The sequence below is a fragment of the Rhodococcus sp. H36-A4 genome (genome assembly GCF_027158005.1).
GTDB lineage: Bacteria > Actinomycetota > Actinomycetes > Mycobacteriales > Mycobacteriaceae > Rhodococcoides.
The window spans coordinates 207,463-233,846 of record NZ_JAPVLQ010000006.1 but is presented as its reverse complement, the minus strand read 5'-3'; the positions used below and the strand labels follow the sequence as shown (position 1 = coordinate 233,846).

Below are 26,384 nucleotides of genomic sequence, written 5' to 3'. Positions count from 1 at the left end.
CTGTGTGGACGGTTGATCCCGGGTGTCGAAACACCCCGGGATCACTGCCAGTTCGAAAGATGTATCAGCGCAAGGGCACGCCGAGGAGTGCATCGACGGCGTCGGCGAATGCGCCGGGAGCTGTGGTGTCCGATCCCCCGCGCTCGACGGCGAAACTTGCCCACGCATCAAGTGCATCGAGAGCCCTCGGCGTGTCCAGATCGTCGGCCAAGTGCTGACGTAGGCGAACTACTGCGTCGTCGGCGCTGACGGCCGACTCCAGTGCAGCTGCCTTGCGCCACAACGCCAACCTGGTATGTGCACGTTCGAGAACCTCGTCCGTCCACGGGCGATCCTGGCGGTAGTGCCCGGACAGCAGACCCAGCCGAACTGCGGCCGAATCGACGTTGTCGGCGCGAAGCTTCGACACGAACACGAGGTTGCCGCGACTCTTCGACATCTTCTCGCCGTCGAGACCGATCATCCCGGTGTGCACATAATGCCGAGCGAATCGACCGCCACCGGATACTGCTTCGGCGTGCGCGGCCGAGAACTCGTGGTGCGGGAAGATGAGATCACTGCCGCCACCTTGCACATCGAAACCGGTCCCGATGCGATTGAGCGCGATTGCCGAGCACTCGATGTGCCAGCCCGGTCGGCCAGGACCGAACGGAGACGTCCACGACGGCTCACCCTTGCGCTCTGCACGCCACAGGAGAGCATCGATCGAGTCCTTTTTCCCTACTCGGTCCGGGTCGCCTCCACGCTCGGCGAAGAACTTGTCCATCGTCGCCCGATCGTAACCGGACTCGTAACCGAACTCAGCCGTAGCGTCCGCGCGGAAGTACACATCGGGATATTCGGCGTCGTCGACGACATACGCCGCACCCGAGGCGACCAGCTTCTCGACCATGCCGATGACCTCGTCGATGGATTCGACAGCACCGATGTAATCGCGCGGCGGCAGAACTCGGAGCGCCTCCATGTCCTCACGGAACAAGGCGATCTCACGATTACCGAGGTCGATCCAGCTTTCACCGTCGCGGTCGGCTCGTTCGAAAAGAGGGTCGTCCACATCGGTGACGTTCTGCACGTAATGCACCTCGTGACCCGCGTCGCGCCACAGTCGATTCACCAGGTCGAACGTCAGGTATGTCGCGGCATGACCGAGATGCGTCGCGTCGTACGGGGTGATTCCGCACACGTACATCTTCGCCACTTTGCCGGGTGTGACCGGTCGCACTTGCCGATCTGCCGTGTCGTAGAGCCGGAGCGTAGGCCCCTGGCCGGGGATCGAGGGAACGGCTGGTTCGGACCAAGACTGCATGAAGACGAGCCTAACGGAGAGGCTTCAGAAGGCAGGCCACGGTATCGGCCTGCTCGATCGCGGCCCCGGCATCACCGGATGCGCCACGAGCGCACGTGCTCGGCCGAGCAGGGCATCGATCTCCTCATCGGTGATGTGCCCGCGAATTCGTGGTTCGACGACAGTGGCGAACGACTCGACGAAAGCGACGACGTCGGACATCGCAGCGTCGTCGATAGCGGTGCCGGCCCAACCCCACAGCACCGTCCGAAGCTTGTTCTGCGAGTGCAGACAAATGCCGTGATCGACGCCGTACACGTAACCGTCCAGGCCTTCGAGGGCGTGGCCGCCCTTCCGGTCGGCGTTGTTGATGAGTACATCCAGCACTGCCATCCGCTGCAGGCGAGGATCGTCGGCATGAATGAGCGAGACTTCCTCGCCATCGCCGTCGTAAGCCTGCATGACCGGTATCCATCCGGTGGGAACGAGGTCCGGCCTGCAGATATCGACCAGGTCGAGAGTGCGGCCGTGTTCCCCGTCGCGGTCCGGCGTATCGATCCACCGCTGCACCATCCCCGGACCGAACGGACCGTCCCGAAGAATCGTTGTCGGAATTACATTCCAACCCAAAGAGTCCGAAACCTCGTACGACGCGATCTCTCGCCCGGCCAAGGTCCCATCGGGAAAGTCCCAAAGCGGCACTTCTCCGCGAACAGGTTTGTAGACGCACCGAACCGTGGACGTCTCACCGTCGTTCCCGGTGCCTGTTGCCTCGCAGACCAACGTCGCGTTGCTGGCCGACACCACTCGACCGATGATGGTCAACTCACCGGTTTCCATCACCTTGTGACCCGCGAACGGCGGCCGGTCTTCGGTCAAAGCTCTTCACCAAGTTCGCCGGCCGAACCGAAGGTGGCATCTCGTTTGTATCCATTCGATCGGATACAGGTGTGTCCGTCCTGGGTCAGCGGCTCACCACACAAGGGGCACGGCGCACGGCCGGCAGCAATCACCCGCTCGGAACGAAGGGCGAACTCCCGTGCCGCGAGCGGCGTCAGAAAGACGCGGACTGCATCGGGACCTTCGTCGGTGTCATCGAGGACGACGGACTCGTCGACCTCTACCTCACTGATAGCCAGCAGTTCTACCACCACCGCATTCGCATCCGCGTCCCAGCCCAGACCCATGGTCCCGACCCGAAACTCGGTATCGATCGGCGTCATCAACGGACTCGTGTCGCCCAGTTCGGTTTCCTCGGGCGGAAACTCCGCGCCGAACCGTCGTTGAACCTCGTCCAGCAGCAAACCTATCCGGTCTGCGAGGACCTGCACCTGCTGCTTTTCGAGTGCGACCGAGACGACGCGAGCGTCGTGGACTGCCTGCAGAAAGAACGAACGATCGCCTGGCTCACCCACGGTTCCCGCGACAAAACGATCAGGGGTGCGGAAAACATGTATTGCGCGTGGCATTGCACCTCCTGGAGCTTCATTCTCAGATCCGAAAACTCGGACCCGAACTTCATTATCCGCTATCGACGGGCCTACGTTCCGGAACCGCCACCGGGCACCGCATCGGAGTCCATGCTCGACGCCGTCGGCACCGCAGGTACCAACGCGGTCAAGTCGAGACCGGTGTCGTTCGTCCGAAGCACGAACGGCCTGGTGGAGCTGTACCGGACGACACTGACGGAGGCAGGATCGGCAACGATACGTTGGAACGAATCCAAGTGGCAGCCCAATGCATCAGCGAGGATCGATTTGATGACGTCACCGTGTGAGCACGCCACCCAGAGGACATCACGGCCGTACTCCTCCGCGAGGCGCGCGTCGTGTTCCCGGATTGCAAATACAGCCCTCGACTGCACCTGAGCTAGTCCCTCGCCTCCGGGGAACACCGCCGCAGACGGGTGTTGCTGGACCACCTTCCACAGCGGCTCCTTCACCAGATCCTTGATCGATTTTCCCGTCCACGACCCGTAATCGACCTCGATCAGCCGTTCGTCGACCGTCGGAGTCAGACCGCGCCGGGCGGCAAGAGGTGCCACCGTTTGCTCACACCGTTGCAGTGGTGAGTGCACGATCTCCTCGACCGGAAGCCCACCCAATCTCTCCGCAATATGAGCGGCCTGTTCCAGTCCGCGGTCGTCGAGCGCGACACCGGCCGACCGCCCTGCCAGAGCGCCCGCAGTATTCGCCGTCGAGCGGCCGTGTCGCAGCAAGATCACCGTCATGGAACCCAGCCTAGGGCGTCTGACGAATCAGGTGGCCGACACCACGCCCGCAGACAGCAGCGCCATCACGCCGATGCCGAGCACGATGCGATAGCCGACGAACCAGTAAAGCGAGTGATTCGCAACGAACTTCAGCAGCCATGCGATCGAGGCATAGCCCAGTGCGAATGCAACGACGGTCGCGGCCAGCAACTGTGGGCCGGAGGCATTGAGACCTTCACCGGCCGGCTCGAATGCATCGGGCAGCGAGAACAGTCCGGACGCAGTCACAGCCGGTATGGCGAGCAGGAATGAGAACCGCACGGCTGCTTCGCGTTCGAGGCCCATGAACAGGCCGGCACTTGTGGTGGCGCCCGACCGGGACACACCGGGAATCAACGCCAGACATTGTGCGGCGCCCATCACGAGCCCGTCCCGTGTGGTGATTTTGTCGAGCGGTCGCTTCTTGGAACCGAGGAACTCGGCGACTGCGATGACGATGGCGAAGACGATGAGCATCGTTGCGATGAGCCACAAGTTGCGTGCCCCGGTTCGGATCTGGTCTTTGAACAGGATACCCAACAGCCCGATCGGGATGGTGGCGATGATCACGTACCAACCGAGCCGATAGTCGAGATCGCGCGCAGCCTTGTCGAACATGCCGCGGAACCAGGCCTTGACGATTCTCACGATGTCGCGCCAAAAGAACACAAGCACTGCTGCTTCGGTTCCTAGCTGCGTGACAGCGGTGAACGAAGCTCCTGCATCGGACCCGAAAAATACGCTCGAGACGATTCGTAGGTGTCCTGACGACGATATCGGTAGGAACTCGGTCAACCCCTGAACAGCGCCGAGGATGATTGCCTGAAGCCAACTCATGGACTCGCCGATCATGCTCGAACCTCCCCCAAGGTCGACGAGAGCAGAGGGGTCCGGCCAAGGAAAGATGCGCAATTCACGGCCCGACGGTACCTGGCGCGGCTCGCCGGGATCGACCGACACTCGCACCGCCGCCACCGGCGCACTACTCTGCTCACCTGGCGCCGTTTTCCTTATCGACTCAGAAAACCGACACCATCACAATCGACAAGGAATGTTGAAAAACTATGAAGCAGCGATCAGTCGGCTCCAGTGGCCTGCGCGTGTCGAGGATCGGGCTCGGCACGCTCGGATGGGGCAGCGGCACCGACGGTGACGACGCGGCTGCCCAACTCGCTGCCTTCGCCGACGCCGGGGGAACGCTCGTCGACACCTCACCCGTATATGGGGATGGACGAGCGCAACGAGTGCTCGCGGAGGTCCTGGACGACGTGGTCCCGCGCTCGAACCTCATCGTGAGCAGTGCAGCCGGTATCGAAACGGCAAGCGGGCACTACCGCATCGACTGCTCTCGACGAGCACTGCTCGGTCAACTCGATGCGACGCTGCGTGAATTGGGCACCGACTACCTCGATCTGTGGCAAGTGGCGGCATGGGATGCAAGCACGCCCGTGGACGAGATCGCATCCACCCTGGACTACGCCGTATCGAGCGGAAAAGTCCGGTATGTAGGCGCACGTGGCTATCTCGGCTGGCAACTCGCGACTGCGGCTGGAGCCGCGGGCGCAGGCCGCATCGTCGCGACGCAGGCCGAGTATTCGCTTCTTGCTCGCGGTATCGAGGACGAATTGCTGCCGGCCGCGCATCATCACGGTGTCGGCATCCTCGCTGCTGTCCCTTTGGCCGGCGGAGTACTGACCGGAAAATACCGGAACGGCACGCCGGCGGACTCACGAGGTGCCGACGATCTCCACGCAGGATCGCTTTCCGGTTACCTCACCGACGCTGCCGTCAACGTCGTCGATGCGGCCGTCATGGCCGCAAGTGGCCTGCAAACTTCGCCTCTCGCGGTGGCCCTGGCCTGGGCGCGCGATCGCCCGGGTGTGAGCTCGGCGATAGTCGGAGCCAGGGACCTCGCGCAATTGACCGGGGTACTCGTCGCGGAAGACCTCGAGTTGCCTGCAGCTATCACCTCGGCGTTGGACGACGTCAGTAGCTGACCGCGTGCCTACGCCGTCCCGTTGCTCGTCGGTAGTCCGAGAGTGTCGACTTCTGACCCATCAGGCAGGGTGGACTCGACACGTCGTTCCGCTACGCCACACCGTGGCACCCTTCAATCGCACGATCACAGCATCCAGGAGCAGGCATTTTCATGAGAGACAGACGTTTGCGGTGGCGAACTCTCGCCGCGGTCGCGGCCAGCTCGACGATCTTGTTGGCGGCCGGTTGTTCGGGGGACGGCGCCGAGGAGCCCGATCCGGTGAGCGTCGAGCCTTTGGCCGGGGTCAGTTCTCCCGAAACTTCGACTCCCCCAGCAGGGAGCATCACGGCGTCTCCATCCGGGATCCACTTCACCTCTTTCGACACTGCCACGCGCAGCGTTCTCGCGCTCGACGACAGTTTTTCGAACCTGCTGGTGTTCGATACATCCGACAGCAACGCCGAACCGCGTGCAATATCGCTACCGGGCGAAGCGGCCGCGATAGTGGCCCCCGGCGACGGCACAGTCGTACTGCCGATGAACGGAAGTCTCGCACGCGTCGATATAGGCGACTCGAAGGTCACGTCGACGAAAGTCGACGCCAATCTCCTCAGTGCTGCTGTTCTCGAGGACGGCAGAACGGCGGTAGGAGATGATCGTGGTTCGGTTCACATTCTCGACCAAGACGGGACCGAATCGCAGACCATAGACGGGTTGACCTCGGTCGATGCCCTGGCCTCGACCATGTATGGACTTACCGCTCTGGATCGCGATCAGACATCCGTCACCGTTGTCGACGTCGACAACGGTTCCCTGGGCATTGCCCTCCGCGCCGGTGAAGGTGCAGCCGAGCTGGATACCGACCGGTTCGGGCGAATCCTGGTGACGGATGCGACCGGAGAAGAACTTCTCGTGTTCTCCTCGGACGACTTGTTGTTGCGTCAGCGCTTTCCTGTCGATGCGCAGCCATGGGCTGTCACCTACGACGACGAGACCGATGTCGTATGGATCAGCGTCCCCGCCCTCAATGAAGTTGTCGGATACACGCTCGATACGGGAATCCCCGTCGAGGTTTCCAGGTTTCCGACCGTAAGGCAGCCGGACTCCCTCGCGATCGACTCCGCGACGGGTGATTTGCTCGTGGGATCGGCCGCCGGTGCGGGATTACAACGAATACCGGTTGGCGACGCCCGGTAGCGGCAACGAGAGTCGAGGCTATAACCCACCATGTCGAAGAACAGCTACGGGAGCGGGCGCTTGCCGCGTGAGTGGGACTTGACGTCTGAGGAGTGGGAATACGTTCCACTCCGCCTGCCACCGGATGTCACCCGGGTGACGGCCTCGATGCGGCTTGCGATCCAGGTCGAATTCGGCGGTTGGGAACTTTCGCGCGTGCGCGTGTACACCGATGGAAGTCGGCGAGTTCTGCTCAAGCGAAAGAAATCCGCCCAGCACATACCCGATCCTGGAATATGAGACGCGAGTACCAAGATGGAAAGAAGAACCGTGGGCCAGACCTTGTACAGCGCACTGCTTCGGCTGATGTTTTTGCTGCAGCCGGAGCGGATCCACCATCTCGCGTTCGCGACCATGCGCACGCTGACGGCCTTTACGCCGACGAGAAAGCTACTCTCGCGAGTATTCGTCGTCGACGATCCACTACTTCGAAGCACAGTTTTCGGCGTGGACTTCCCCAGACCACTCGGTCTTGCTGCAGGCTTCGACAAGAATGCGGACGGCGTGGATGCATGGGGACCACTGGGCTTCGGGTTCGCCGAGGTGGGCACGGTCACCGCGCAACCGCAGCCCGGTAATCCGACTCCCCGGCTGTTTCGGCTGCCTGCGGACCGTGCTCTGATCAATCGAATGGGCTTCAACAACCACGGCGCCGGCAACGCCGCCAACGTGCTGAGGAACCGCCGAGGCGGTGTACCGATCGGCGCGAACATCGGGAAGACCAAGGTCACGCTCCCCGCCGACGCTGCTGCCGACTACACCGCAAGCGCAACGCTTCTCGGACCACTGTCCGACTTCTTGGTGGTGAACGTCAGCTCGCCTAACACCCCAGGCTTGCGTGATCTTCAAGCTGTCGCGTCGCTACGGCCCATCCTCGAGGCTGTGCAAAGTGTCGTCACGGTTCCCATCCTGGTGAAGATCGCACCCGATCTGTCCGATGAGGACATAGACGCCGTCGCCGACCTTGCAGTCGAGTTGGGACTCGACGGTATCGTCGCAACCAATACGACGATCGACAGGTCTGGCCTGCGCACTTCGGCCGAGGAAGTCGAGTCCATCGGGGCAGGCGGATTGTCGGGTCCACCGGTGGCCGACCGCTCACTGGTGGTTCTGCGCCGGCTGTACGCCCGAGTGGGGACACGTATTGCCATTATCTCGGTCGGTGGGATCGAGTCGGTGGATCAAGCGTGGGAACGCATCACCGCAGGCGCGTCACTGATCCAGGGTTACACCGGTTTCATCTATGGGGGCCCGTTCTGGATGCGTCGAATCAACAAGGGCATCGCCCTGCGATTGAGAGCGCACGGGTTCACGTCGTTGTCTGACGCGGTCGGATCGGACCACCGCCGCAATTGACGGCAACCTGACACAGCAAGAAAGGCCGTGTTGTGCGACGATCCGCACAGCACGGCCTTTCTTCGTGCCGTGGGCCCTATCGAGCCTCGTACAACCCCGTCAGGACGGCTCGTCCGATCGCGTGTGAGAACAGGTTGAAACCGAGAAACGCCGGCGTTGCTGTCTCGTCCACTTCCATGCGCTCGACGTCGACCGCATGGACCACGAAGAAGTAGCGGTGCGGTCCATGACCCGCTGGAGGTGCCGCACCGATGTATCGAAACAGACCCGCGTCGTTCTTCAACGTGACAGCAGCATTGGGCACGCCTGTACCGCCGTCGTCACCGGCACCCACGACGAGCGAAGTCGTGTCGACTGGGATGTTCGCTACCGCCCAATGCCAGAAACCCGAGGCCGTCGGTGCATCCGGGTCGAAGACGGTGAGTGCGAAACTCTTGGTGCCCTCTGGGAATCCGGACCAGGACAGTTGCGGCGAATTGTCGTGGCCCCCGGCGCCCATGATTCCACTCAACTGCTGGCTACCGAGAGTTCCACCGTCCTCCACATCCTCCGAGGTGAGTTCGAAGAAAGGCAGTGTGGGAAGTGCGTCGTAAGGGTTGTACGCCATCAAAAGATCCTTTCGATTCAGCTGTGCAGCAGAAAGTGTTCCAACACCTGTGTACCGAACTCCAGTGAACTGACCGGTACCCTCTCGTCCACGCCGTGAAACAGGGCTGCGAAGTCGAGTTCGGGCGGCAATTTCAGCGGCGCGAAACCGAAGCATCGAATACCCAAGCGCGCGAAAGCCTTTGCATCCGTACCACCCGACAGCATGTACGGAACCGTGCGTCCGTTCTCGTCGTGTGCAAGTATCGCGTCGTTCATGGCGTCGACGAGGTGCCCGTCGAATGTCGTCTCATAGGAGTCGAGCTTGGTGACCCACTCGCGTTCGACGTTGGGCCCGATAAGTTCGTCCACTTCCCGCTCGAACGCAGCCTGACGCCCGGGGACCACCCTGCAATCGATCATCGCCTCGGCGGTCTGGGGAATGACGTTCGCCTTGTATCCGGCTTTGAGCATCGTCGGGTTTGCGGTATCTCGCAGCGTAGCGCCGACGATCCGCGCGATGCTGCCGAGTTTGAGCAAGGTGCCGTCGAGATCGGGGCTCGCCGGGTCGAAATCGAGTCCGGTCTCCTCGGCCACCGCTGCTAGAAACTCTGCCACCGAATCGGAGATCACCAACGGGAATGTGTGGTTGCCGAGCTTGGCCACAGCTTCTGCGAGATAGGTCACCGCATTCTCCTCGTGCAAGAACGACCCGTGTCCGGCTCGCGCCTTCGCAGTCAGTTTCATCCAGCCGAGACCCTTCTCTGCCGTCTCGACCATGTACAACCGCTTCTCGGTGCCGTCCGGCCTGGCTACGGTCAAGGAGAACCCACCGACCTCGCCGACGGCTTCGGTGACACCCTCGAACAGGTCAGGACGATGCTCGACGAGCCACTGCGAGCCGTACTTCCCACCGTTCTCTTCGTCGGCAAGGAAGGCGAAGAGAACGTTCCGCGGCAGGACGGTGCCGTTGGATTTGAATTGCCGCGCCAACGCCAGCGCCATTCCGACCATGTCTTTCATATCGATCGCGCCGCGACCCCACACGTACCCGTCTTCGACAGCGCCGGAGAACGGATGCACGCTCCAATCCGCAGGCTCTGCCGGGACGACGTCGAGATGCCCGTGGATCAACAAAGTGCCGCGGCTCTGGTCCGCACCCGGCAACATCGCGAATACATTCCCACGGCCGGGGGCGCCGGATTCGACGTACTCGGTCTCGTACCCGACTTCGTGAAGTTTGTGCGCCACCCACTCGGCGCACTCCTTCTCACCCTTGGTCGTTTCCAGTTCGCCGGTGTTGGAGGTGTCGAATCTGATCAAAGCGCTGACGAGGTCGACGACCTCGTCGAGCGCGGTCGTCGGGACAGGGTCGGTATGGGGATGATCGGCGGAAGACACCCCACGTTCCTACCACCCGGACCAGAGCTATGGGCGAACTGACGTGGGGATTTGGGCGATAGGCCACCCGTCGTATATCTTTGTCCAGCACGCAGCGAGCAGGCGTGCGAATAAGATGTGTACACCGTGATGCTGGTAATTGCAGTGCACAACTGGTCCGAGTGGCGGAATGGCAGACGCGCTAGCTTGAGGTGCTAGTGTCCTATTAACGGACGTGGGGGTTCAAGTCCCCCCTCGGACACCAGGGAATTGCACAAGATCTTGTGTATGAGTTCCAGAAGTTCTGCGTTGAGACAGACGACATAAGCCCCGATTCCCCGGAATCGGGGCTTATGTCGTTTTCGCACGTAGCAAGGAGAGGGAGACGGATGGTCGACGGGAACGCTGTTGTCGATTCGGAGTTACTCGGATCGTCGACCGACTGCTCGGCGATCGAGCCGGCTGATCTCGCGATCTGTCTCCGTGTCCTCGCCCAGGCTGGGTCGCTGGACAAGGATCATCCTGATTCGATTGTCATGCAGCGCGCTTCGGGGCAACTGTTCAAGGATCTGAAACGGGCACGCCGTGTCGCTGCACGTTCGGCCAAGTCGGATGCGGATCGGGCAGTTGTGGAGGCGACCGCCACCGGGTCGCCGGATCGTATCGACGACGAGACCGCGGGCGTATCGCTGACCTCGCGGACCGAAACCGAGTTCGCAGGCACATTGATTCGCCCTCGCCCGTGCTACATCTGCAAGCAGCGCTACACGCTGGTCGACTCGTTTTACCATCAGCTTTGCCCGGACTGCGCAGTGTTGAACCGGGGCAAACGTAATGCAACTACCGATCTGACCGGGCGCACCGCGCTTCTTACCGGTGGGCGAGCCAAGATCGGCATGTACATCGCACTGAGACTGCTGCGGGACGGCGCGCATACGACGATCACGACGCGATTCCCCAATGATGCCGTCCGCAGATTCGCGGCGATGCCGGACAGCGACAAGTGGCTTCATCGTCTCCGTATCGTCGGAATCGATCTGCGCGACCCGGCTCAGGTTGTCGCACTTGCAGATTCGGTCGCCGCTCATGGACCACTCGACATCCTGATCAACAATGCAGCGCAAACGGTGAAGCGCTCGGTAGGTGCATACAGTGCGCTTGCCGACGGTGAGTCGACACCGCTGTCCCTGGACTTCATCCCAGCCGGGTCTCGGCCGGAAGTGACGAAGTTCGGCACGACGAGTGATGCGCATCCCGCGTCGCTGGCGAGTTCGCTGCCGGAGACCGCGATCACAGCGGGCGGTCGTGAATCTCTCACCGCCGAGGCCGTCGCATCTCTTGCGTTGGTTGCGGGATCGGCGAGCGCCGAACGAATCGAGCAGGGCATCGCTATCGACGCCGGTGGACTCGTGCCGGATCTGGCAGATACGAACAGTTGGATACACACCGTCGAGCAAGTCGATCCGGTGGAACTGCTCGAAGTTCAGCTTTGCAATTCGGTGGCACCGTTCATTCTGGTCTCCCGTCTGCGCGCAGCCATGGAAGCCTCGACTGCCCGCCGCAAGTACATCGTGAACGTCTCGGCGATGGAGGGGCAGTTCAGTCGGGCGTACAAGGGTCCCGGACATCCGCACACCAACATGGCCAAGGCCGCGCTCAATATGCTCACCCGAACGAGCGCCAAAGAAATGCTCGATCACGGAATCCTGATGAGCGCCGTCGATACCGGGTGGATCACCGACGAACGACCCCACCCGACGAAGATGCGGTTGGCGGACGAAGGATTTCACGCCCCACTCGATCTTGTCGACGGTGCGGCGCGTGTCTACGACCCCATCGTGCAAGGCGAGGCGGGTATCGATCTGTACGGCCAGTTCCTCAAGGACTACGGCCCCTCACCCTGGTGATGTCGCGCCCTGGGCGGTAGCCACCATGATCGGCCATCGCACGTTTGTGCTGCGACACTCGAGGGAATACCGGTTTGCGAAGATTCGGTATCGGGCGTGGTGACGGATAGGCGGTTGGGGTATGGGCGACGATGTCGAACAGCGGAAGTTCACCAGGGAGGACCGTCATCGGTTCCGGCAGAAGGTTCAGGACTGCCTCGATGCACTTGCGACCATGCTCGCGCAGGAGACATTCGAGGTCGGGCAGCCGCAAATAGGGATGGAGATCGAACTCAATCTCGTCGACGACGCCATGGCACCTGCGATGGCCAACGCGACCGTCCTCGACGCTATTGCCGACCCGGATTATCAGACGGAACTCGGCCAGTTCAACATCGAGATCAATGTCGAACCACAGCCGTTGCGCGGCCGCAGCATCGAAGATCTCGAGCGCAATCTGCGGACTTCGCTCAATTCTGCTGACGAGCGTGCACGTTCGTCGGGGAGCAGACTCGCGATGATCGGGATGCTTCCGACGTTGACCGAGAAGCACTTCGAGCATCGCTGGTTGTCGGCGAATCCCAGGTACGACCTGCTCAACCAACAGATCTTCGCTGCCCGCGGCGAGGATATCGAACTCGATATCCTCGGGGTCCGGTTACCCGGAGCAGATTCCGCCGAGAAGCTGTCGACCATCACGGACACGATCCTGCCCGAAGCGGCCTGCACGTCGGTGCAACTCCACCTGCAGGTGGCCCCGGAAGAATTCGCCTCCCATTGGAACGCAGCGCAGGCGCTCGCCGGCGTACAGGTCGCGCTCGCGGCCAATTCACCGTTCCTTGCCGGCCGTGCCCTGTGGCACGAGACGCGTATTCCCTTGTTCGAGCAAGCAACCGACACCAGGCCGAAGGAATTGGTCAATCAAGGGGTACGGCCAAGGGTGTGGTTCGGTGAACGATGGATCACCTCGATCTTCGACCTGTTCGAGGAGAACTCGCGATACTTCCCAGCTCTGCTGCCGGTCTGCAGCGACGAGGATCCCCTGGCAGCGTTGGCCGAGGGGGTGACACCGAACCTATCCGAGTTGCGCATGCACAACGGCACCGTCTACCGCTGGAATCGGCCCATCTACGATCGCTCGTCCGGCGGTCACCACATTCGCCTCGAGAACAGGGTGCTACCCGCCGGCCCGTCGATCGTGGACACGCTGGCGGATGCCGCGTTCTACTACGGGACCGTCCGTTCGCTCGCAGACGCCGACAGGCCATTGTGGTCGCAGATGTCGTTCGATGCAGCTGAAGAGAACTTGCATTCAGCTGCTCGAAATGGATTCGACTCTCGGCTCTATTGGCCGGAAGTAGGTTCGGTGAGTCCCCAGGAGTTGGTCCTTCGACGATTACTACCGATGGCCGACGCCGGGCTCGCGTCCTACGGCGTGGATGTCGCCGTGCGCGAAAAGTATCTCGGCATAATCGAGGGTCGTTGCTTGGCGCGACGTTCGGGCTCGGTCTGGCAACGCGAGGCAGTAGTGGCACGCGAGCGCGCCGGAGAGGACCGAGAGGCCGCATTGGCCGGGATGCTCGGTGACTACATCACGTTGATGAATGAAGGCAAACCGGTCCACACCTGGTCTTTCTGACGCGCTGGGGGCATAGGATCGGTTCATGATGTTCCGGGCGCTGGCCGACATCACGGTAGCGGCGCACCTCGCGTTCGTCGTGTATGTCGTCGCGGGCGGATTTCTCGCCTGGCGTTATCCACGCACGATCTGGCTGCACGGCGTCGCAGTTGCGTGGGGGTTCGTCTCGATAGTGATCGGCGTCGATTGCCCGCTCACCCAACTCGAAAGCTGGGCCCGAGTGAATGCAGGCGAATCAGCACTGCCGTCCACCGGATTCATCGACTACTACCTCACCGGGGTCATTTACCCCGAAAGCATGCTCGGTATGGTTCGGTTTGCGGCAATCTGCGCCGTCGCCATCTCGTGGGCAGGGTTTGCCCTGCTCCGATCACGATCGCGGCACCTCAGCGCGAGCTGATCGAGGATGGTGGGCGTCGTCGACTCTTGCCGTGATGCACGTTACTGTCGAGTACATGACTTCGAGTGTTCCCGAACCCGCCGAGACAGCTGACAGAACCCGCTTGTACGACATAGTCGTCTACGGCGCAACAGGCTTCGTCGGACGTCTTACTGCCGACTATCTGGCCCGCCACGCTCCGGAAGGAACGGTCGTAGCCCTCGCCGGCCGGTCGGCTTCCCGTGTCGAGGCGGTTCGACGCACCCTCCCCTCAGCTGCAGCGCAGTGGCCCATCGTCGAGGCCGACGCTGCGGACGAAGAGGCGCTCCGAGCTCTCGCCGAATCCACTCGCGTCGTGATCACTACCGTCGGCCCCTATGCGAAGTTCGGACTGCCGCTCGCTGCCGCATGTGCTGTCGCCGGCACCGACTACGTCGATCTGACCGGAGAAGTACTTTTCGCTCGTCAAAGCATCGACAAGAATCACGAGATCGCCCGGAAGTCGGGCGCCCGCATCGTCCATTCGTGTGGATTCGACTCGATACCCTCCGATATCGGTGTCCACGTTCTGCACGCAGCCGTGGCCGCCGATGGCGCAGGCGAACTGACCGACACCACCCTCGTGGTCTCCTCGATGCGCGGCGGCGTCAGCGGCGGCACCGTCGACTCGGTTCGGACACAACTCGCCGAAATGAAGAAAGACGGCAAACTTCGCAGGCTCGCCGCTCGCCCTTACTCTCTGAGTCCGGACCGTAGCCTCGAGACCGACTTCGGTCGGCAACTCGACGCCCAGGTCGTCAATGGCACCCAGATCTCCCCCAGCGTACGAGGATGGAAAGCGCCGTTCTTCATGGCTTCGTACAACACCCGCGTCGTCCGGAGAAGCAATGCTCTCCGAGATTGGGCTTACGGCAAGCAGTTTCGTTACCGCGAGGTGATGAACGTCGGCACCTCGTTCGCCTCTCCCGTCATTGCCGGCGCAGTCTCCGTCGGACTCGGCGCCGCATTGGTGGGAATGACAGTTCTGCCCCGCACGCTTCTCGACCGCATCCTGCCCGAGCCAGGCAAGGGGCCGAGCACCCAGGCGCAGGAGAACGGTCACTTCACTATGGACGTGTACACGACCACGACGTCCGGAGCTCGATACCGTTCGCGAGTGAAGGCCGACGGCGATCCGGGCTACAAGGCCACCGCAGTGATGCTCAGCGAGTCAGCGCTCGCGCTTGTCCACAACCGAGACAGCCTGCCCGACGCCGCTGGAGTACTCACTCCTGCAACGGGAATCGGTGATGCACTGGTGACTCGCCTCCAGGATGCGGGCTTGGAAATCTGGGCTCGCAAGGAGTGACGGTTGCCGACGGGTCCGATGCCCACACCGATCTCGTGCGGGAGTACGAGAAATCGGTGGGGGTGTCCGGCGACGGCAGCGAGTTCTCGACGGCGCCGTGGGGTAATCAGCTGTCGGCCGTCTTACCGGTACGCGGACTCGCATCCGGTGCTGTTGCAGCGTTCGCGTCGTCAGTGGATCGGTATCGGCGAAGCGTGGGACTCGAGACCACTGCATGGAAACTCAGCCCCGATCGCATTTCCGCGTCCTTCAGCGGTGACCGCATGTACCGAGAAAACGGTGAGCCGGTACGCGCCTTTGCCGAACTCTCCGGGTTCTTCGAATGCGCGGACGGTTGGGTACGCACGCACGCCAACTATCCGCATCATCGACGTGCGCTGTTGCGGGCAATCGGCCTCGACGAAGCAGCCACCGTGGACGCAGCCCGGACACGTATCGGGTCGCTCGACAGCGACATCATCGAGCGCAGATGCGCACGCGCCGGCGCAATCGCGGTCCGGGTCCGCACCGAGCAGGAGTGGGCCGAACACGAGGTCGGCGCAGCGGTTGCGTCCGAACCTCTCGTTCGTTCCATTCTTCGATCCGATGCAGCGCCGCGATCCGATCCCGTTGCGACACAACAGCATCCGCTGCGCGGAATTCGGGTACTCGACTCGACCCGGGTAATCGCAGGACCCGTCGCATCGCGCGCCTTAGCTCTTCTCGGCGCGAGTGTTCTGCGCATCGACCCGCCCGACCTGCCCGAGATCGGATGGCAACACATGGAAAACGGCCAGGGTAAACGTAGCGCCCTACTCGACATGAAGACTGCCGAAGGATTGAATACGGCTCGACAATTGTGCGCCGAGGCCGATGTCTTTCTCTCAGGCTACCGACCGGGCGCCATCGAGAATGTCGGCTTCCTACCCAGCTCGTTTCGGCCGGGGATCGTGTGTGGATTCGTGTCGGCGTGGGGGCACAGTGCTCGGCAGAACAGTGCATGGCTCCAGCGTGGTTTCGACAGCATCGTCCAGGCCGCGAGCGGGATAGCGGTGATCGAGGGATCCGAGGACGATCCTCGCGCCCTACCCGCGCAGGCACTCGATCATGCCAGTGGTTACCTTCTCGCCGCAGGCATCGTCGATGCACTCACCTCGACACGCACGTCGGGATCAGGCCGCGATGTATCGGTGTCACTGGCGCGAACCGCGTCATGGCTCACCTCCGCAAGAGGTCGGACCGAACACCCCGACGCTGCGTCCCTACCCGGACCGGACTTCACCGTCACACATGGATCCACGACGACCGCATTGCCTGCGCTCGCGGACTACAGGGACTACCCGTTTCCAGCACACCCGCTCGGTTCGCACGCCCCGAGCTTCGACGACGACCGAGGACTTACTTCCGCATGACTATTCCGCTGATCGTCGACGTAGACACCGGAATCGACGACTCCTTGGCTCTGCTCTACCTGTTGGCCAGCCCCGAAGCCGAAATTCTGTCGATCGCATCGACCGCGGGCAACGTCTCGGTGAACCAGGTGGCTGCAAACAACCTGGCGTGGCTCGACCTGTGCAAGGCAACCGACATCGAGGTGACGCTGGGTGCACAGGTGCCGCTGGTATCCCCGCTCATGACAACCGAAGAAACGCACGGCCCACGCGGAGTCGGGTACGCCGAGCTTCCGGTTTCCGATCGCTCACTGTCGAATCGTGATGCAGCAACTGCCTGGGTGGAACTTGTACGCGAACGGCCAGGCGAGATCGTCGGATTGGTCACCGGGCCGTTGACCAATCTCGCACAGGCTGTTCGAATCGATCCAGACCTTCCGCGCTTGTTGAAGCGACTCGTGTTGATGGGTGGGGCTTTTCAGCACCCCGGTAACACGACACCGACAAGCGAATGGAATATCGCAGTCGATCCGGAGGCAGCATCGGAAGTGTTCGCGGCATTCTCCGGCCTTCCAGAGGCACGTCTTCCCATCGTGTGTCCCCTCGACATCACCGAAACCATCGAAATGCTCCCCCACCACATCGCGCGTTTGGCCGAACGCGCGGGAAGTACACCGCGCGAGATCATTTCGGAGACAGATGGATCCGACATCAGATCCACCGCGTCCAACGCGGTCGTGCGCCACTTTTCCGATGCAGTCCGCTTCTACATGGAGTTTCATCGCGATCACGACCAAGGATTCCTGGCGCACATGCACGATCCGTTCGTCGCTGCCGTAGCACTGAATCCCGCGATCGTGACTCTGCGAACAGCCACCGTGGATATCGAACTGGACGGAACCCTCACCCGCGGAACAACGGTTGCGGACTGGAGGGGAATGTGGGGCCGCCCGCTCAACGCAGCCATCGCATCGACGACAGACCCGGAAGCCTTCTTCGACGACCTGATCGAACGCATCGGAGCGATGGCCGCACGCCTGTACCCCTGAGCTACCGATTCCTCGGCACGGTCAGGGGTACAGGATGTTCACGGTCGAACTACGTCCACGAGGGCGGCGCGGCAGCATCGAAGGTGTCGAGCAACTCCTGAGCTGCCAATGCCGCGGTCAAAGACCCGTCGCGAACACGCTCTTCGACCCCGACGCGAATAGCTTTCACCGCAGGATTCTGTGCGATTCGGCGCAGCATCTGATCGTTGACCATCGTCCACATCCAGTCGACCTGCTGGCGTCGACGCTTTTCGGCGAATTCACCGGCGTCGGTGAGCACCTGTTGATGCCTCAGAACGGTGTTCCAGAATTCGTCGAGCCCGGTCCCCTCGATCGCGCTGATAGTGAGAACCGGTGGCTTCCAGATCGCATCGTGCGGATAGATCATCCGAAGCGCGCCTGCCAACTCCCTGGCCGCGCTCTTGGCCTCCATGATGTGTTTGCCGTCGGCCTTGTTCACAGCCACCAGATCGGCCAGCTCGAGGACGCCTTTCTTGATGCCCTGCAACTGATCTCCAGTCCGGGCGAGAGTCAAGAACGCGAAGCAGTCCACCATGTTGGCAACCGACACCTCCGACTGCCCTACCCCGACGGTCTCGACGAGGATGACGTCGAATCCCGCAGCCTCGAGCAGAACGATGGTCTCGCGGGTCGCTCGCGTCACTCCCCCGAGAGTGCCCGACGTCGGCGACGGCCGAATGTAGGCGTCCTTCTCCACCGACAGCCGAGCCATCCGGGTCTTGTCGCCCAGAATCGACCCACCGGTACGGGTGGACGAGGGATCGACGGCCAAGACCGCGACCCGATGACCCTGTTCGATCAACCGCATGCCGAGTGCGTCGATGAACGTCGACTTCCCTACCCCCGGAACTCCGGTGATGCCGACGCGATGTGCGCCACCGGCCTTCGGCAGCAGTTGCAGAAGCAGTTGCTGTGCCAGGTCGCGATGATCCGCTCGCGTCGACTCGACCAACGTGATCGCCCGAGCAAGCCCGGAACGATCATTGGCGAGGACCGACTTCGCGACCGCGTCGATATCGATATTCAGCGGCGTTCTGATCGAGCTACTCATCCGAATACGTCACGATCACGCGGTCGCCTCGTGCGGCTCCGGCCCGTTTCCGTGACCGAGCTGTTCGGAGATCTTCTGAACGAGTCCGATAGCAGCGTCGGCGATGACCGTCCCGGGCGGGAAGATCGCTGCAGCACCTGCGGCATACAACTCCTCGAAGTCACCTGGCGGGATGACGCCGCCGACGACGATCATGATGTCGGGGCGATCGACTGCTGCGAGTGCTTCCCGAAGTGCAGGTACCAACGTCAAGTGGCCTGCTGCGAGCGAGGACACACCGACGACGTGTACGTCGTTGTCGGCCGCCTGCCGCGCAACCTCTTCAGGAGTTTGGAACAGCGGACCGACGTCGACATCGAATCCGATATCGGCGAACGCAGTCGCAATGACCTTCTGACCACGATCGTGGCCGTCCTGGCCCATCTTGCACACCAGAACGCGGGGACGTCGACCTTCGTCCTCGGAGAACTTCTCCACCAGCTCTGTCGCCTTGATCAGGTTCTCGGACTTTCCTGCTTCATCGCGGTACACACCACTGATTGTCCGGATTTCGGCCTGGTGCCGCCCGTAAACCTTCTCCAGTGCGTCGGAAATCTCTCCGACCGTGGCCATCTTGCGGGCAGCGTCGATCGCCAGATTCAGCAGGTTGTTTTCCATACCGGGCTCGTCGGACGCCGCTGCACGCGTCAGGTTCGCCAACGCGGCCTCCACCTCTTCGGTGTTTCTTTCCTCGCGGAGGCGCTTCAGTTTGTCGATCTGTTCTTTGCGGACCTTCGAGTTCTCGACCTTGAGAACCTCGATGGTGTCGGGCTCGTCCGGCACGTACTTGTTGACGCCGACGAGCGGCTGGCGACCGGAGTCGATACGAGCCTGGGTTCGTGCAGCTGCTTCCTCGATCCGCAACTTCGGAATGCCTTCGCCGATGGCCTGCGCCATTCCTCCTGCGGCTTCGACCTCGGCGATGTGTGCCCGTGCGCGGTTCGCGAGCTGGTGAGTGAGCCATTCGACGTAGTGAGAGCCGCCCCACGGGTCGATCGGTCGTACCGTGTTCGACTCCTGCTGAATCAGCAACTGCGTGTTACGGGCGATTCGAGCGGAGAAGTCGGTAGGCAGCGCCAATGCTTCGTCGAGTGCGTTGGTGTGTAGCGACTGCGTGTGCCCCTGGGTTGCGGCCATCGCCTCCACACACGTGCGTGCGACGTTGTTGAACACGTCCTGGGCAGTCAGAGACCACCCTGAGGTCTGCGAATGTGTACGCAGCGACAACGATTTGGCGCTCTTCGGCTCGAATTTCGCCACCAACTCTGCCCACAGCAACCGGCCTGCACGCAGCTTGGCAACCTCCATGAAGAAGTTCATCCCGATGGCCCAGAAGAAGGAAAGCCGAGGCGCGAACGTATCGATGTCCATTCCCGCGGCCAGTCCTGCGCGGATGTACTCGACGCCGTCGGCAAGGGTGTACGCCAATTCGAGATCGGCTGTCGCACCGGCCTCTTGGATGTGATAGCCCGAGATCGAGATCGAGTTGTACTTCGGCATGTTCGCACTCGAATACGCGAAGATGTCCGAGATGATCCGCATCGATGGTTTCGGCGGATAGATATAGGTGTTGCGGACCATGAACTCTTTGAGGATGTCGTTCTGAATGGTCCCGGCAAGTTTCTCCGGCCCGACGCCCTGTTCCTCGGCCGCAGCGACGTACAGCGCGAGGATGGGTAGCACGGCACCGTTCATCGTCATCGATACCGAGACGCTGCCGAGATCGATACCGTCGAACAACTGCCGCATGTCGTAGATCGAATCGATCGCTACACCGGCCATACCCACATCGCCTTGCACGCGCGGATGATCCGAGTCGTAACCGCGGTGGGTCGCCAGATCGAACGCAACCGACAGACCCTTCTGACCGGCCGCGAGATTTCGCCTGTAGAACGCATTCGATTCCGCCGCAGTGGAGAATCCGGCGTACTGACGAATCGTCCACGGCTGGTTGACGTACATCGTCGGGTAGGGCCCACGAATGAACGGCGGCGTGCCCGGATAGCTGTCGAGCGGGTAGCCCTCGGCTTCGGCAGCATCGCGATCGGCCTTGGTGAACACAGGCTTGACGTCGATACCTTCGGGAGTGGACCACACAACCTGCTCAGGGGTGTAGTTGTTGGCCTTCGCACCCGCCGCAATATGCTCCGACGCTTCCTCGGCCGTGGGCGAGGACGAGGGCGGCGACTGCGGATCCTTCAGTGGAACATCGGCAAAACTACCGATGACACGAGTTACCCGTGGTTCGGCTTCGTTGGTGGTCATTTCTCAGGCCCCCAGATTGGTGAGGAGATCGGACAGAACGGCGATGGCGTCGACCTTGGCGGTCAAGAAATCGTCCGGCCGACCTTGGCCGGTGATATCGGTGAACAGCTTTTCGGGCCCGGCGAGAAGTACCCTTTCGACGCCGGCCGCGCGGAGCGCGCTCACTGCGGACGAGGCCTCATCGGTGTATCGCTTGTCGGTGCCGCACACGACCGCAATACGAGCGCCCGCTGTGCGTACGGCTTCGGCGATGCTCGACTCGGTCAGCGGTCCTGGATTCTGCGACTCGATTCCACCCGAAGCCAATAGGTTCGCAGCGAAAGTCGTTCGTACATTGTGCTCGGCTACCGACCCGAGCGGCACGAGCAGCGCCAGTGGCCGCGCATCGTGCTCAGCGAGATATGCATCCGAGCGGTCACGTAGAGCTTCGAACGCAGCTCCGTACCGAGCAACCCGTGGCGCTGTGCCCGCCTGCTCCGGGCCTACCGGCGCAAGCGGCGCCTCGGCCAGGTTGGGGAACTCGTTGACACCGGTAAGCGGCGTCCGGCGGTGAGCGACATCGGAATCACGAGCGGCTTTGGTCTCCGCGATCGACGACGCAAGCGTCCCGGACTCGAGTGCAGCACGATAACCACCGTCGGCTTCTATCTTCTGGGTGAAAGCCCATGCCTTCTCGGCGATGTCATCGGTGAGTTGCTCGATGTACCAAGAGCCGGCACCCGGGTCGAGAACGCGCCCTAGATGAGACTCCTCGAGGAGTAACAGCTGCGTATTTCGTGCGATTCGCGCCGCGAAAGTCTTCGACACCCCGGCTGCTCCCCCCTCCAGCGCCACATCGAACGGAAGGACGGTGATCGCGTCGGCTCCGCCGATCCCCGCGCCGAATGCCGCCAAGGTGGTGCGAAGCATGTTGACCCACGGATCGCGCTGCGACATCATCGCTTCGGATGTGACCGCATGCTGCGGAGCGCCGCCGGCGTCGGGCGCACCGGATACCTGCGCGACGCGTGACCACAACACGCGTGCCGCGCGGAACTTCGCGATCGTCTGGAACTGGTCGTCGGTCGCTGCGAAGCGGAACTCCAGTTGCCCGAGCGCATCTCCGATGGAGAGACCACTCGACGTCAGAGCACGGAGGTATTCGAGGCCGGCAGCAACTGCTGCTCCGAGTTCCTGTGCATCGCCGGCTCCGGCGTTGTGGAACACGGTGCCGTCGACCGTGATCGCGCGAACGGTCTCTGCGCGGGCGGACGACTGTGCGGCCAGGTCTACGAGTGTCGTGAGTTCGGGTGCGGGAGCCCCTGAGAACTGCGAGGTGAGCGTGGCACCACCCAGCCGAATGTCCACCGCTTCCGTATTCTCGGCGGCGGTACGGTCGAGCAATTCGAACACTGCGTGTGCGGCTGCTTCGGTGGCGTTACCGGCGTCCACGACCAACGGTGCGAGATCGAGCAGGACGCCGTCGACTGCTTCGGCGATCGAAGCTGCCGGAAGGTCACTCTCGCCGACGCGGAGCCAGAGTGCGCTGACACCGTTGTTCAAGCCGTCCAGTATCGACTGGTTGACCTTCGCTGCGTCCGACTCACCGACACCGAACCTGGCACTGACCTTCCACCCAGCGTTGACGTCTCGGGCCGCATCCCGGCCACGTATGAACGGGAACACTCCAGGGAGTGCGTTCTCGGGGTGCTCGTCGCGAGGACCGTAGAGAGGTGAGATCGTCACCCCGTCGTAGGTCGTCGTCTCGAGGAGACGCTCAGGATCCTCTGGCAGATCTGCGACGTCGACTCTGCGCGACTTCGCCAGAACTCCGGCAACCGCCTTCTGCCAGGCGGCATACGCAGTGCGTGAGGCGTCTTCTTGTGAAGCAATGGGCACGATGACTGCTCCCTCAACTCGATCGACGAGAGTCGGTCGACAATAGCGACTTTTGTGATGTGAAACCCGATCTCTCCGACAGTATCGTGAGGATCACCTCATGTTCGAATCGGAGGTGGTTTGGTCGCGGCGCGAAACGTTTCGACGCAGGTAGGCTCGTTGATCGTGACGAGACGATTGCGAGATCCACGGATGATCGGCATCGTGGTTCTTCTCGCAACTCTGGCAGTGGCAGCGGTATCGGCACCTCATCTGTCGGCAGAACAGCTTCGGCACTGGGCGCTGTCGATCGGACCCACCTTTCCGCTCGTGTTCTTTCTCGTCCACGCGATCGTGACCATTCCGCCTGTGCCCCGAACGCTGTTCACCCTCACTGCCGGAGTTCTGTTCGGTCCGGTCACCGGCATCGCTGTCGCGGTGGGTGCGTCGACCCTCAGCGCCGTTCTTGCATTGTTACTCGTTCGGATTATCGGTCGAGAGTGGTTCGCCGCGAGGATGACACATCCTGCCGTTCGCGCGATCGACGACAGTCTGCTTCGGCGCGGATGGCTGGCGGTGGGATCTCTCCGGTTGATCGCACCGGTTCCGTTTTCGGTCGTCAACTACTGCTGTGGAGTTTCTTCGATTCGGCTCGTACCGTTCGCCGTGGCCACCGCGATAGGCATGGCACCGGGAACGGTGGGCATCGTCGTCCTCGGCGACGCAATCGGCGGACACACGAATCCAGTACTGCTCGCGCTCTCCGGTGTGTGTATTGCTGCTGGAGCGATCGGCCTCTACGTCGACTGGCGTCTTTCGGCATCGACTCGGCTCTCGAAGGTGAATTCCGAGCCGACCAAGTAAACTCTCCAAGCTTGATTATCTCTAAGCAAGCTCTAATCATTGACTAAGTAATATCAAGCTTCTAGGCTTGACGAATGTTTGTCATGACGGTGGATCAACGTCGAAGTCGACGCGATATCGACAGAGTCGAAGCGGTACTGGAACTGACTCGCCACGCTCCCCTCCTTCGAGGTTTCGAACGTACGGCAGGTGATGAAATCCAGGCAGTCGCGACAGATGCGCACACTGTCGTGGATCTCACGCTGACACTGCTCAGGCTAGAAACGTGGAGTGTCGGCATCGGTGTCGGACAGGTCGAAGTGCCGCTGCCCGACACGACACGGGCCGGTCGCGGCCCAGCTTTCGAGGCCGCACGAGACGCGGTCACTCGCGCCAAGAACGCACCCGCTGCAGTCGCCGTCACGGCTGCGGATCCCGATCTCGATACGCCATGCCGAGATGCCGAAACCGCATTGACGCTGATTGCTCTACTCATCACCGACAGAACAGAGCAAGGGCATGCGGCGTCGGATCTGATGGCCCGCGGCCATACGCAGAAAAGCGCGGCGGAGACTCTGGGGATCACCAAGCAGGCCATGTCCCAGAGGTTGTCGGTAGCTCGGTGGAGTATCGAGGCAGGCGGACGCGCCCTCGCCGAGCGACTACTCACCGAACTCGACGTCACCACCCGACACCACTGAATTTTCCGGTCCGATCGACCGCACTCGGCAACGCTGCACCGACACATAGGGGGAATTCATGATCGCCGTGACGCTGATACTTCTGGCGCTGTCGGCAACAGCGTCCATCTTCTCGGGGAGTGCCTCGGTTCCGCGTTGGGTGCCTGCGGCATTATCTGTCACATTGTTGGCCTCGGCGGCAGCGGTCGGGACGACCACCGAGCCGGCCCGAGGATTCGCCCTGGCCTCCACCTACGTCGTCACCGTTCTGGCGGCCGTAGCGGGTGGGTCGCCGATAGTCGCCGAAGTTTTCCGATTAGCGCGACGCGACCGGACACCGACCCCGGACACGCCCGTAGAACCACTACACGGCGGGCGCACAATCGGAGTGCTCGAGCGCACCGCAGTCGCAGCATCCATCCTCGCCGGATGGCCCGAGGGCATCGCAATCGTTCTCGCGGTGAAAGGGCTTGCCCGATATCCCGAACTACGAGGATCCCAGGCGTCCGCGGCATCCGAGCAGTTCATCATCGGAACCTTTGCCAGTGTCATGTGGGCGGTCGCCGTCTGTGGCGTCGGACAGGCACTCGCCACCTGAACTGTGGGCAGATACACATCATCCCTCGGCCGCCACAAGTGACGTGCCGAGGGATGTTTCGAGCCTGATGAGTCGGTGCGGGGCCTAGTTCGGCTCTGCTGGCGGAGCCGTCAAATCCGTCTCGGGCGGCGGTGCAGGAAGTTGTCCGACGTCCGTCCCCTTGATCAGACTGGGATCAGGCGCCAACGAGGTATCGACCGGTGTCCGGGCAACCGCCTCCGCCGCAGCAACCGCCTGGGCCACTGCGGGATCAGTTTTCGTTTCGAACCACTCGGCAACCTCTTCGGAATCGTCTGCAGCCTTGGGCTCGTCGCCGCTACTCGAGCTGGGCTCGTAACGGAAAACGCCGTCCTCGCCTGGTGTCCCGAGGGTCTTGGCAAAACCCTTCAATGCATCGCCGAAGTCGCTCGGGATCATCCAGACCTTGTTGGCGTCGCCCTGCGCCATCTGGGGAAGGGTCTGCATGTACTGGTAGGCAAGTAGTTCCGGAGTCGGCTTTCCTGCCTTGATGGCTGCAAATACCTTCTCGATTGCTTTTGCCTGACCTTGAGCCTGCAGATACTTCGCCGCTCTGTCGCCTTCCGCCCGCAGAATGCGAGACTGACGCTCGCCTTCAGCTGTGAGGATCGAGGCCTGTTTTCCGCCCTCGGCGGCAAGGATACGGCTCTGCTTGTCGCCCTCCGCGGTCTTGATCGCGGACTCGCGGTGGCCTTCTGCAGTAAGAATGGTCGCCCGCTTCTCGCGGTCCGCCTTCATCTGCTTCTCCATCGACTCCTGGATCGACGGAGGTGGATCGATGCTCTTCAGTTCCACGCGAGCGACCCGCAGTCCCCATCGACCCGTCGCCTCGTCGAGGACTACCCGCAGTTGGCCGTTGATCTGATCACGGGATGTCAGAGTTTCTTCCAGCGTCATGCCGCCGACGACGTTACGCAGCGTCGTGGTGGTCAATTGCTCGACGCCGACAATGTAATTGTTGATTTCGTATACCGCGGACTGGGGATTCGTGACCTGGAAATAAACAACGGTGTCGATCGAAACAGTCAGGTTGTCCTTGGTGATCACCGGTTGCGGCGGGAACGACACGACACGCTCTCGCAGGTCCACCTTGGCCCGAATCCGGTCGACGAACGGTACGAGGAAAGTCAGCTGCCCGGAAACGGTGCGAACATAACGACCGAGCCTCTCGATCACTGCTGCCTCGGCCTGCGGAATGATCGATACGGATTTGGCCACGAGTATGACGACGAGAAGAACGATGACGCCGAGAACGATCAGTGCTGCCATA

The 26,384-nt window shown here is 62.0% G+C and carries 24 protein-coding genes and 1 tRNA gene; 14 read left to right on the top strand and 11 right to left on the bottom strand.

Going from position 1 to position 26,384, the window contains the following annotated elements:
* Positions 1-64 precede the first annotated feature (64 nt).
* The 5 genes from mshC to O1W68_RS17710 all read right to left on the bottom strand — a co-directional run bounded on the left by mshC (position 65) and on the right by O1W68_RS17710 (position 4,385).
* The gene (gene mshC / locus O1W68_RS17730) at positions 65-1,306 is read right to left on the bottom strand and encodes a cysteine--1-D-myo-inosityl 2-amino-2-deoxy-alpha-D-glucopyranoside ligase (protein WP_269305759.1); all 1,242 of its coding nucleotides are present in this window, start codon (positions 1,304-1,306) and stop codon (positions 65-67) included.
* Positions 1,307-1,330: 24 nt separating this feature from the next.
* Positions 1,331-2,125 carry an SCO1664 family protein gene (locus tag O1W68_RS17725; RefSeq protein ID WP_269306076.1) on the bottom strand — a complete coding sequence of 265 codons (795 nt, stop codon included), beginning with the start codon at positions 2,123-2,125 and terminating at the stop codon, positions 1,331-1,333.
* A 35-nt stretch (positions 2,126-2,160) separates the two neighbouring features.
* A complete protein-coding gene (locus O1W68_RS17720; RefSeq protein WP_084348874.1) occupies positions 2,161-2,754 on the bottom strand; it encodes a DUF3090 domain-containing protein in 594 nt (197 codons plus the stop codon).
* 71 nt (positions 2,755-2,825) lie between these two features.
* Complete coding sequence (locus O1W68_RS17715; protein ID WP_269305756.1) at positions 2,826-3,515, bottom strand: histidine phosphatase family protein; 690 nt, start codon at positions 3,513-3,515, stop codon at positions 2,826-2,828.
* 27 nt (positions 3,516-3,542) lie between these two features.
* Entirely contained in the window at positions 3,543-4,385 is an 843-nt protein-coding gene (locus tag O1W68_RS17710; protein ID WP_269306074.1) for an undecaprenyl-diphosphate phosphatase, read from the bottom strand.
* Between the two features lie 215 nt (positions 4,386-4,600).
* Here O1W68_RS17710 and O1W68_RS17705 point away from each other — a divergent pair, with 215 nt between their 5' ends.
* The 4 genes from O1W68_RS17705 (at position 4,601) to O1W68_RS17690 (ending at position 8,106) form a co-directional block, all read left to right on the top strand.
* The gene (locus O1W68_RS17705; RefSeq protein ID WP_269305754.1) at positions 4,601-5,533 is read left to right on the top strand and encodes an aldo/keto reductase; all 933 of its coding nucleotides are present in this window, start codon (positions 4,601-4,603) and stop codon (positions 5,531-5,533) included.
* 152 nt (positions 5,534-5,685) lie between these two features.
* A complete protein-coding gene (locus tag O1W68_RS17700) occupies positions 5,686-6,711 on the top strand; it encodes a YncE family protein (protein ID WP_269305752.1) in 1,026 nt (341 codons plus the stop codon).
* Positions 6,712-6,741: 30 nt separating this feature from the next.
* A complete protein-coding gene (locus O1W68_RS17695) occupies positions 6,742-6,990 on the top strand; it encodes a DUF5703 family protein (RefSeq protein WP_269305750.1) in 249 nt (82 codons plus the stop codon).
* A gap of 42 nt (positions 6,991-7,032) precedes the next feature.
* Positions 7,033-8,106: a quinone-dependent dihydroorotate dehydrogenase gene (locus O1W68_RS17690; RefSeq protein WP_269306072.1), complete on the top strand. Its 1,074-nt coding sequence runs from the start codon at positions 7,033-7,035 to the stop codon at positions 8,104-8,106.
* Positions 8,107-8,182: 76 nt separating this feature from the next.
* Here the strand turns inward: O1W68_RS17690 and O1W68_RS17685 are convergent, their stop codons facing one another.
* Positions 8,183-8,713 (bottom strand): YbhB/YbcL family Raf kinase inhibitor-like protein, encoded by a 531-nt coding sequence (locus O1W68_RS17685; protein WP_269305748.1) that lies wholly within the window; start codon positions 8,711-8,713, stop codon positions 8,183-8,185.
* Positions 8,714-8,730: 17 nt separating this feature from the next.
* A complete protein-coding gene (locus O1W68_RS17680) occupies positions 8,731-10,092 on the bottom strand; it encodes a M20/M25/M40 family metallo-hydrolase (RefSeq protein ID WP_269305747.1) in 1,362 nt (453 codons plus the stop codon).
* 155 nt (positions 10,093-10,247) lie between these two features.
* Between O1W68_RS17680 and O1W68_RS17675 the strand changes: the two genes are divergently transcribed.
* The 7 genes from O1W68_RS17675 to O1W68_RS17645 all read left to right on the top strand — a co-directional run bounded on the left by O1W68_RS17675 (position 10,248) and on the right by O1W68_RS17645 (position 17,742).
* Positions 10,248-10,336 (top strand) — tRNA-Leu (locus O1W68_RS17675).
* Between the two features lie 124 nt (positions 10,337-10,460).
* Positions 10,461-11,978, top strand: coding sequence for an SDR family NAD(P)-dependent oxidoreductase (locus O1W68_RS17670; protein ID WP_269305745.1), 1,518 nt, complete (start codon positions 10,461-10,463; stop codon positions 11,976-11,978).
* A 121-nt stretch (positions 11,979-12,099) separates the two neighbouring features.
* A complete protein-coding gene (locus tag O1W68_RS17665) occupies positions 12,100-13,596 on the top strand; it encodes a glutamate-cysteine ligase family protein (protein ID WP_269305743.1) in 1,497 nt (498 codons plus the stop codon).
* Positions 13,597-13,621: 25 nt separating this feature from the next.
* The gene (locus O1W68_RS17660; RefSeq protein ID WP_269305741.1) at positions 13,622-13,996 is read left to right on the top strand and encodes a DUF2784 domain-containing protein; all 375 of its coding nucleotides are present in this window, start codon (positions 13,622-13,624) and stop codon (positions 13,994-13,996) included.
* A 55-nt stretch (positions 13,997-14,051) separates the two neighbouring features.
* A complete protein-coding gene (locus O1W68_RS17655) occupies positions 14,052-15,323 on the top strand; it encodes a saccharopine dehydrogenase family protein (RefSeq protein ID WP_269305740.1) in 1,272 nt (423 codons plus the stop codon).
* Entirely contained in the window at positions 15,320-16,714 is a 1,395-nt protein-coding gene (locus O1W68_RS17650) for a CoA transferase (protein ID WP_269305738.1), read from the top strand. Before O1W68_RS17655 ends, O1W68_RS17650 begins: the two co-directional genes overlap by 4 nt.
* The gene (locus tag O1W68_RS17645; RefSeq protein ID WP_269305736.1) at positions 16,711-17,742 is read left to right on the top strand and encodes a nucleoside hydrolase; all 1,032 of its coding nucleotides are present in this window, start codon (positions 16,711-16,713) and stop codon (positions 17,740-17,742) included. The genes O1W68_RS17650 and O1W68_RS17645 overlap by 4 nt, the downstream gene beginning before the upstream one ends.
* A gap of 49 nt (positions 17,743-17,791) precedes the next feature.
* Here the strand turns inward: O1W68_RS17645 and meaB are convergent, their stop codons facing one another.
* From meaB to mutA, 3 genes are read right to left on the bottom strand one after another with little or no spacing between them, the layout of a single operon-like run.
* Positions 17,792-18,814: a methylmalonyl Co-A mutase-associated GTPase MeaB gene (gene meaB / locus O1W68_RS17640; protein WP_269305734.1), complete on the bottom strand. Its 1,023-nt coding sequence runs from the start codon at positions 18,812-18,814 to the stop codon at positions 17,792-17,794.
* A 15-nt stretch (positions 18,815-18,829) separates the two neighbouring features.
* On the bottom strand, positions 18,830-21,118 hold the full coding sequence (gene scpA, locus O1W68_RS17635) for a methylmalonyl-CoA mutase (protein WP_269305732.1): 2,289 nt from the start codon (positions 21,116-21,118) through the stop codon (positions 18,830-18,832).
* Positions 21,119-21,121: 3 nt separating this feature from the next.
* Complete coding sequence (gene mutA, locus O1W68_RS17630; RefSeq protein WP_269305730.1) at positions 21,122-22,996, bottom strand: methylmalonyl-CoA mutase small subunit; 1,875 nt, start codon at positions 22,994-22,996, stop codon at positions 21,122-21,124.
* Between the two features lie 165 nt (positions 22,997-23,161).
* Between mutA and O1W68_RS17625 the strand changes: the two genes are divergently transcribed.
* From O1W68_RS17625 to O1W68_RS17615, 3 genes are all read left to right on the top strand, one after another.
* Complete coding sequence (locus O1W68_RS17625; RefSeq protein ID WP_269305728.1) at positions 23,162-23,839, top strand: TVP38/TMEM64 family protein; 678 nt, start codon at positions 23,162-23,164, stop codon at positions 23,837-23,839.
* Positions 23,840-23,913: 74 nt separating this feature from the next.
* Complete coding sequence (locus tag O1W68_RS17620; RefSeq protein ID WP_269305726.1) at positions 23,914-24,519, top strand: hypothetical protein; 606 nt, start codon at positions 23,914-23,916, stop codon at positions 24,517-24,519.
* Between the two features lie 58 nt (positions 24,520-24,577).
* A complete protein-coding gene (locus tag O1W68_RS17615) occupies positions 24,578-25,096 on the top strand; it encodes a hypothetical protein (protein WP_269305724.1) in 519 nt (172 codons plus the stop codon).
* Positions 25,097-25,180: 84 nt separating this feature from the next.
* On the opposite strand, the gene O1W68_RS17610 is transcribed toward O1W68_RS17615, so the two are convergent.
* Positions 25,181-26,383: an SPFH domain-containing protein gene (locus tag O1W68_RS17610; protein WP_269305722.1), complete on the bottom strand. Its 1,203-nt coding sequence runs from the start codon at positions 26,381-26,383 to the stop codon at positions 25,181-25,183.
* Between the last annotated feature and the right edge of the window lies 1 nt (position 26,384).

Excerpts from the sequence above, each read along its gene's own strand:
- O1W68_RS17685 (WP_269305748.1), bottom strand. The coding sequence starts at position 8,713 with ATGGCGTACAACCCTTACGACGCACTTCCCACACTGCCTTTCTTCGAA.
- O1W68_RS17725 (WP_269306076.1), bottom strand. The coding sequence starts at position 2,125 with ATGGAAACCGGTGAGTTGACCATCATCGGTCGAGTGGTGTCGGCCAGC.
- O1W68_RS17615 (WP_269305724.1), top strand. The coding sequence starts at position 24,578 with ATGATCGCCGTGACGCTGATACTTCTGGCGCTGTCGGCAACAGCGTCC.
- O1W68_RS17620 (WP_269305726.1), top strand. The coding sequence starts at position 23,914 with ATGTTTGTCATGACGGTGGATCAACGTCGAAGTCGACGCGATATCGAC.
- O1W68_RS17665 (WP_269305743.1), top strand. The coding sequence starts at position 12,100 with ATGGGCGACGATGTCGAACAGCGGAAGTTCACCAGGGAGGACCGTCAT.
- mshC (WP_269305759.1), bottom strand. The coding sequence starts at position 1,306 with ATGCAGTCTTGGTCCGAACCAGCCGTTCCCTCGATCCCCGGCCAGGGG.
- O1W68_RS17705 (WP_269305754.1), top strand. The coding sequence starts at position 4,601 with ATGAAGCAGCGATCAGTCGGCTCCAGTGGCCTGCGCGTGTCGAGGATC.
- scpA (WP_269305732.1), bottom strand. The coding sequence starts at position 21,118 with ATGACCACCAACGAAGCCGAACCACGGGTAACTCGTGTCATCGGTAGT.
- O1W68_RS17700 (WP_269305752.1), top strand. The coding sequence starts at position 5,686 with ATGAGAGACAGACGTTTGCGGTGGCGAACTCTCGCCGCGGTCGCGGCC.
- O1W68_RS17720 (WP_084348874.1), bottom strand. The coding sequence starts at position 2,754 with ATGCCACGCGCAATACATGTTTTCCGCACCCCTGATCGTTTTGTCGCG.
- O1W68_RS17645 (WP_269305736.1), top strand. The coding sequence starts at position 16,711 with ATGACTATTCCGCTGATCGTCGACGTAGACACCGGAATCGACGACTCC.
- O1W68_RS17610 (WP_269305722.1), bottom strand. The coding sequence starts at position 26,383 with ATGGCAGCACTGATCGTTCTCGGCGTCATCGTTCTTCTCGTCGTCATA.
- O1W68_RS17695 (WP_269305750.1), top strand. The coding sequence starts at position 6,742 with ATGTCGAAGAACAGCTACGGGAGCGGGCGCTTGCCGCGTGAGTGGGAC.
- O1W68_RS17655 (WP_269305740.1), top strand. The coding sequence starts at position 14,052 with ATGACTTCGAGTGTTCCCGAACCCGCCGAGACAGCTGACAGAACCCGC.
- O1W68_RS17660 (WP_269305741.1), top strand. The coding sequence starts at position 13,622 with ATGATGTTCCGGGCGCTGGCCGACATCACGGTAGCGGCGCACCTCGCG.
- O1W68_RS17670 (WP_269305745.1), top strand. The coding sequence starts at position 10,461 with ATGGTCGACGGGAACGCTGTTGTCGATTCGGAGTTACTCGGATCGTCG.
- O1W68_RS17715 (WP_269305756.1), bottom strand. The coding sequence starts at position 3,515 with ATGACGGTGATCTTGCTGCGACACGGCCGCTCGACGGCGAATACTGCG.
- meaB (WP_269305734.1), bottom strand. The coding sequence starts at position 18,814 with ATGAGTAGCTCGATCAGAACGCCGCTGAATATCGATATCGACGCGGTC.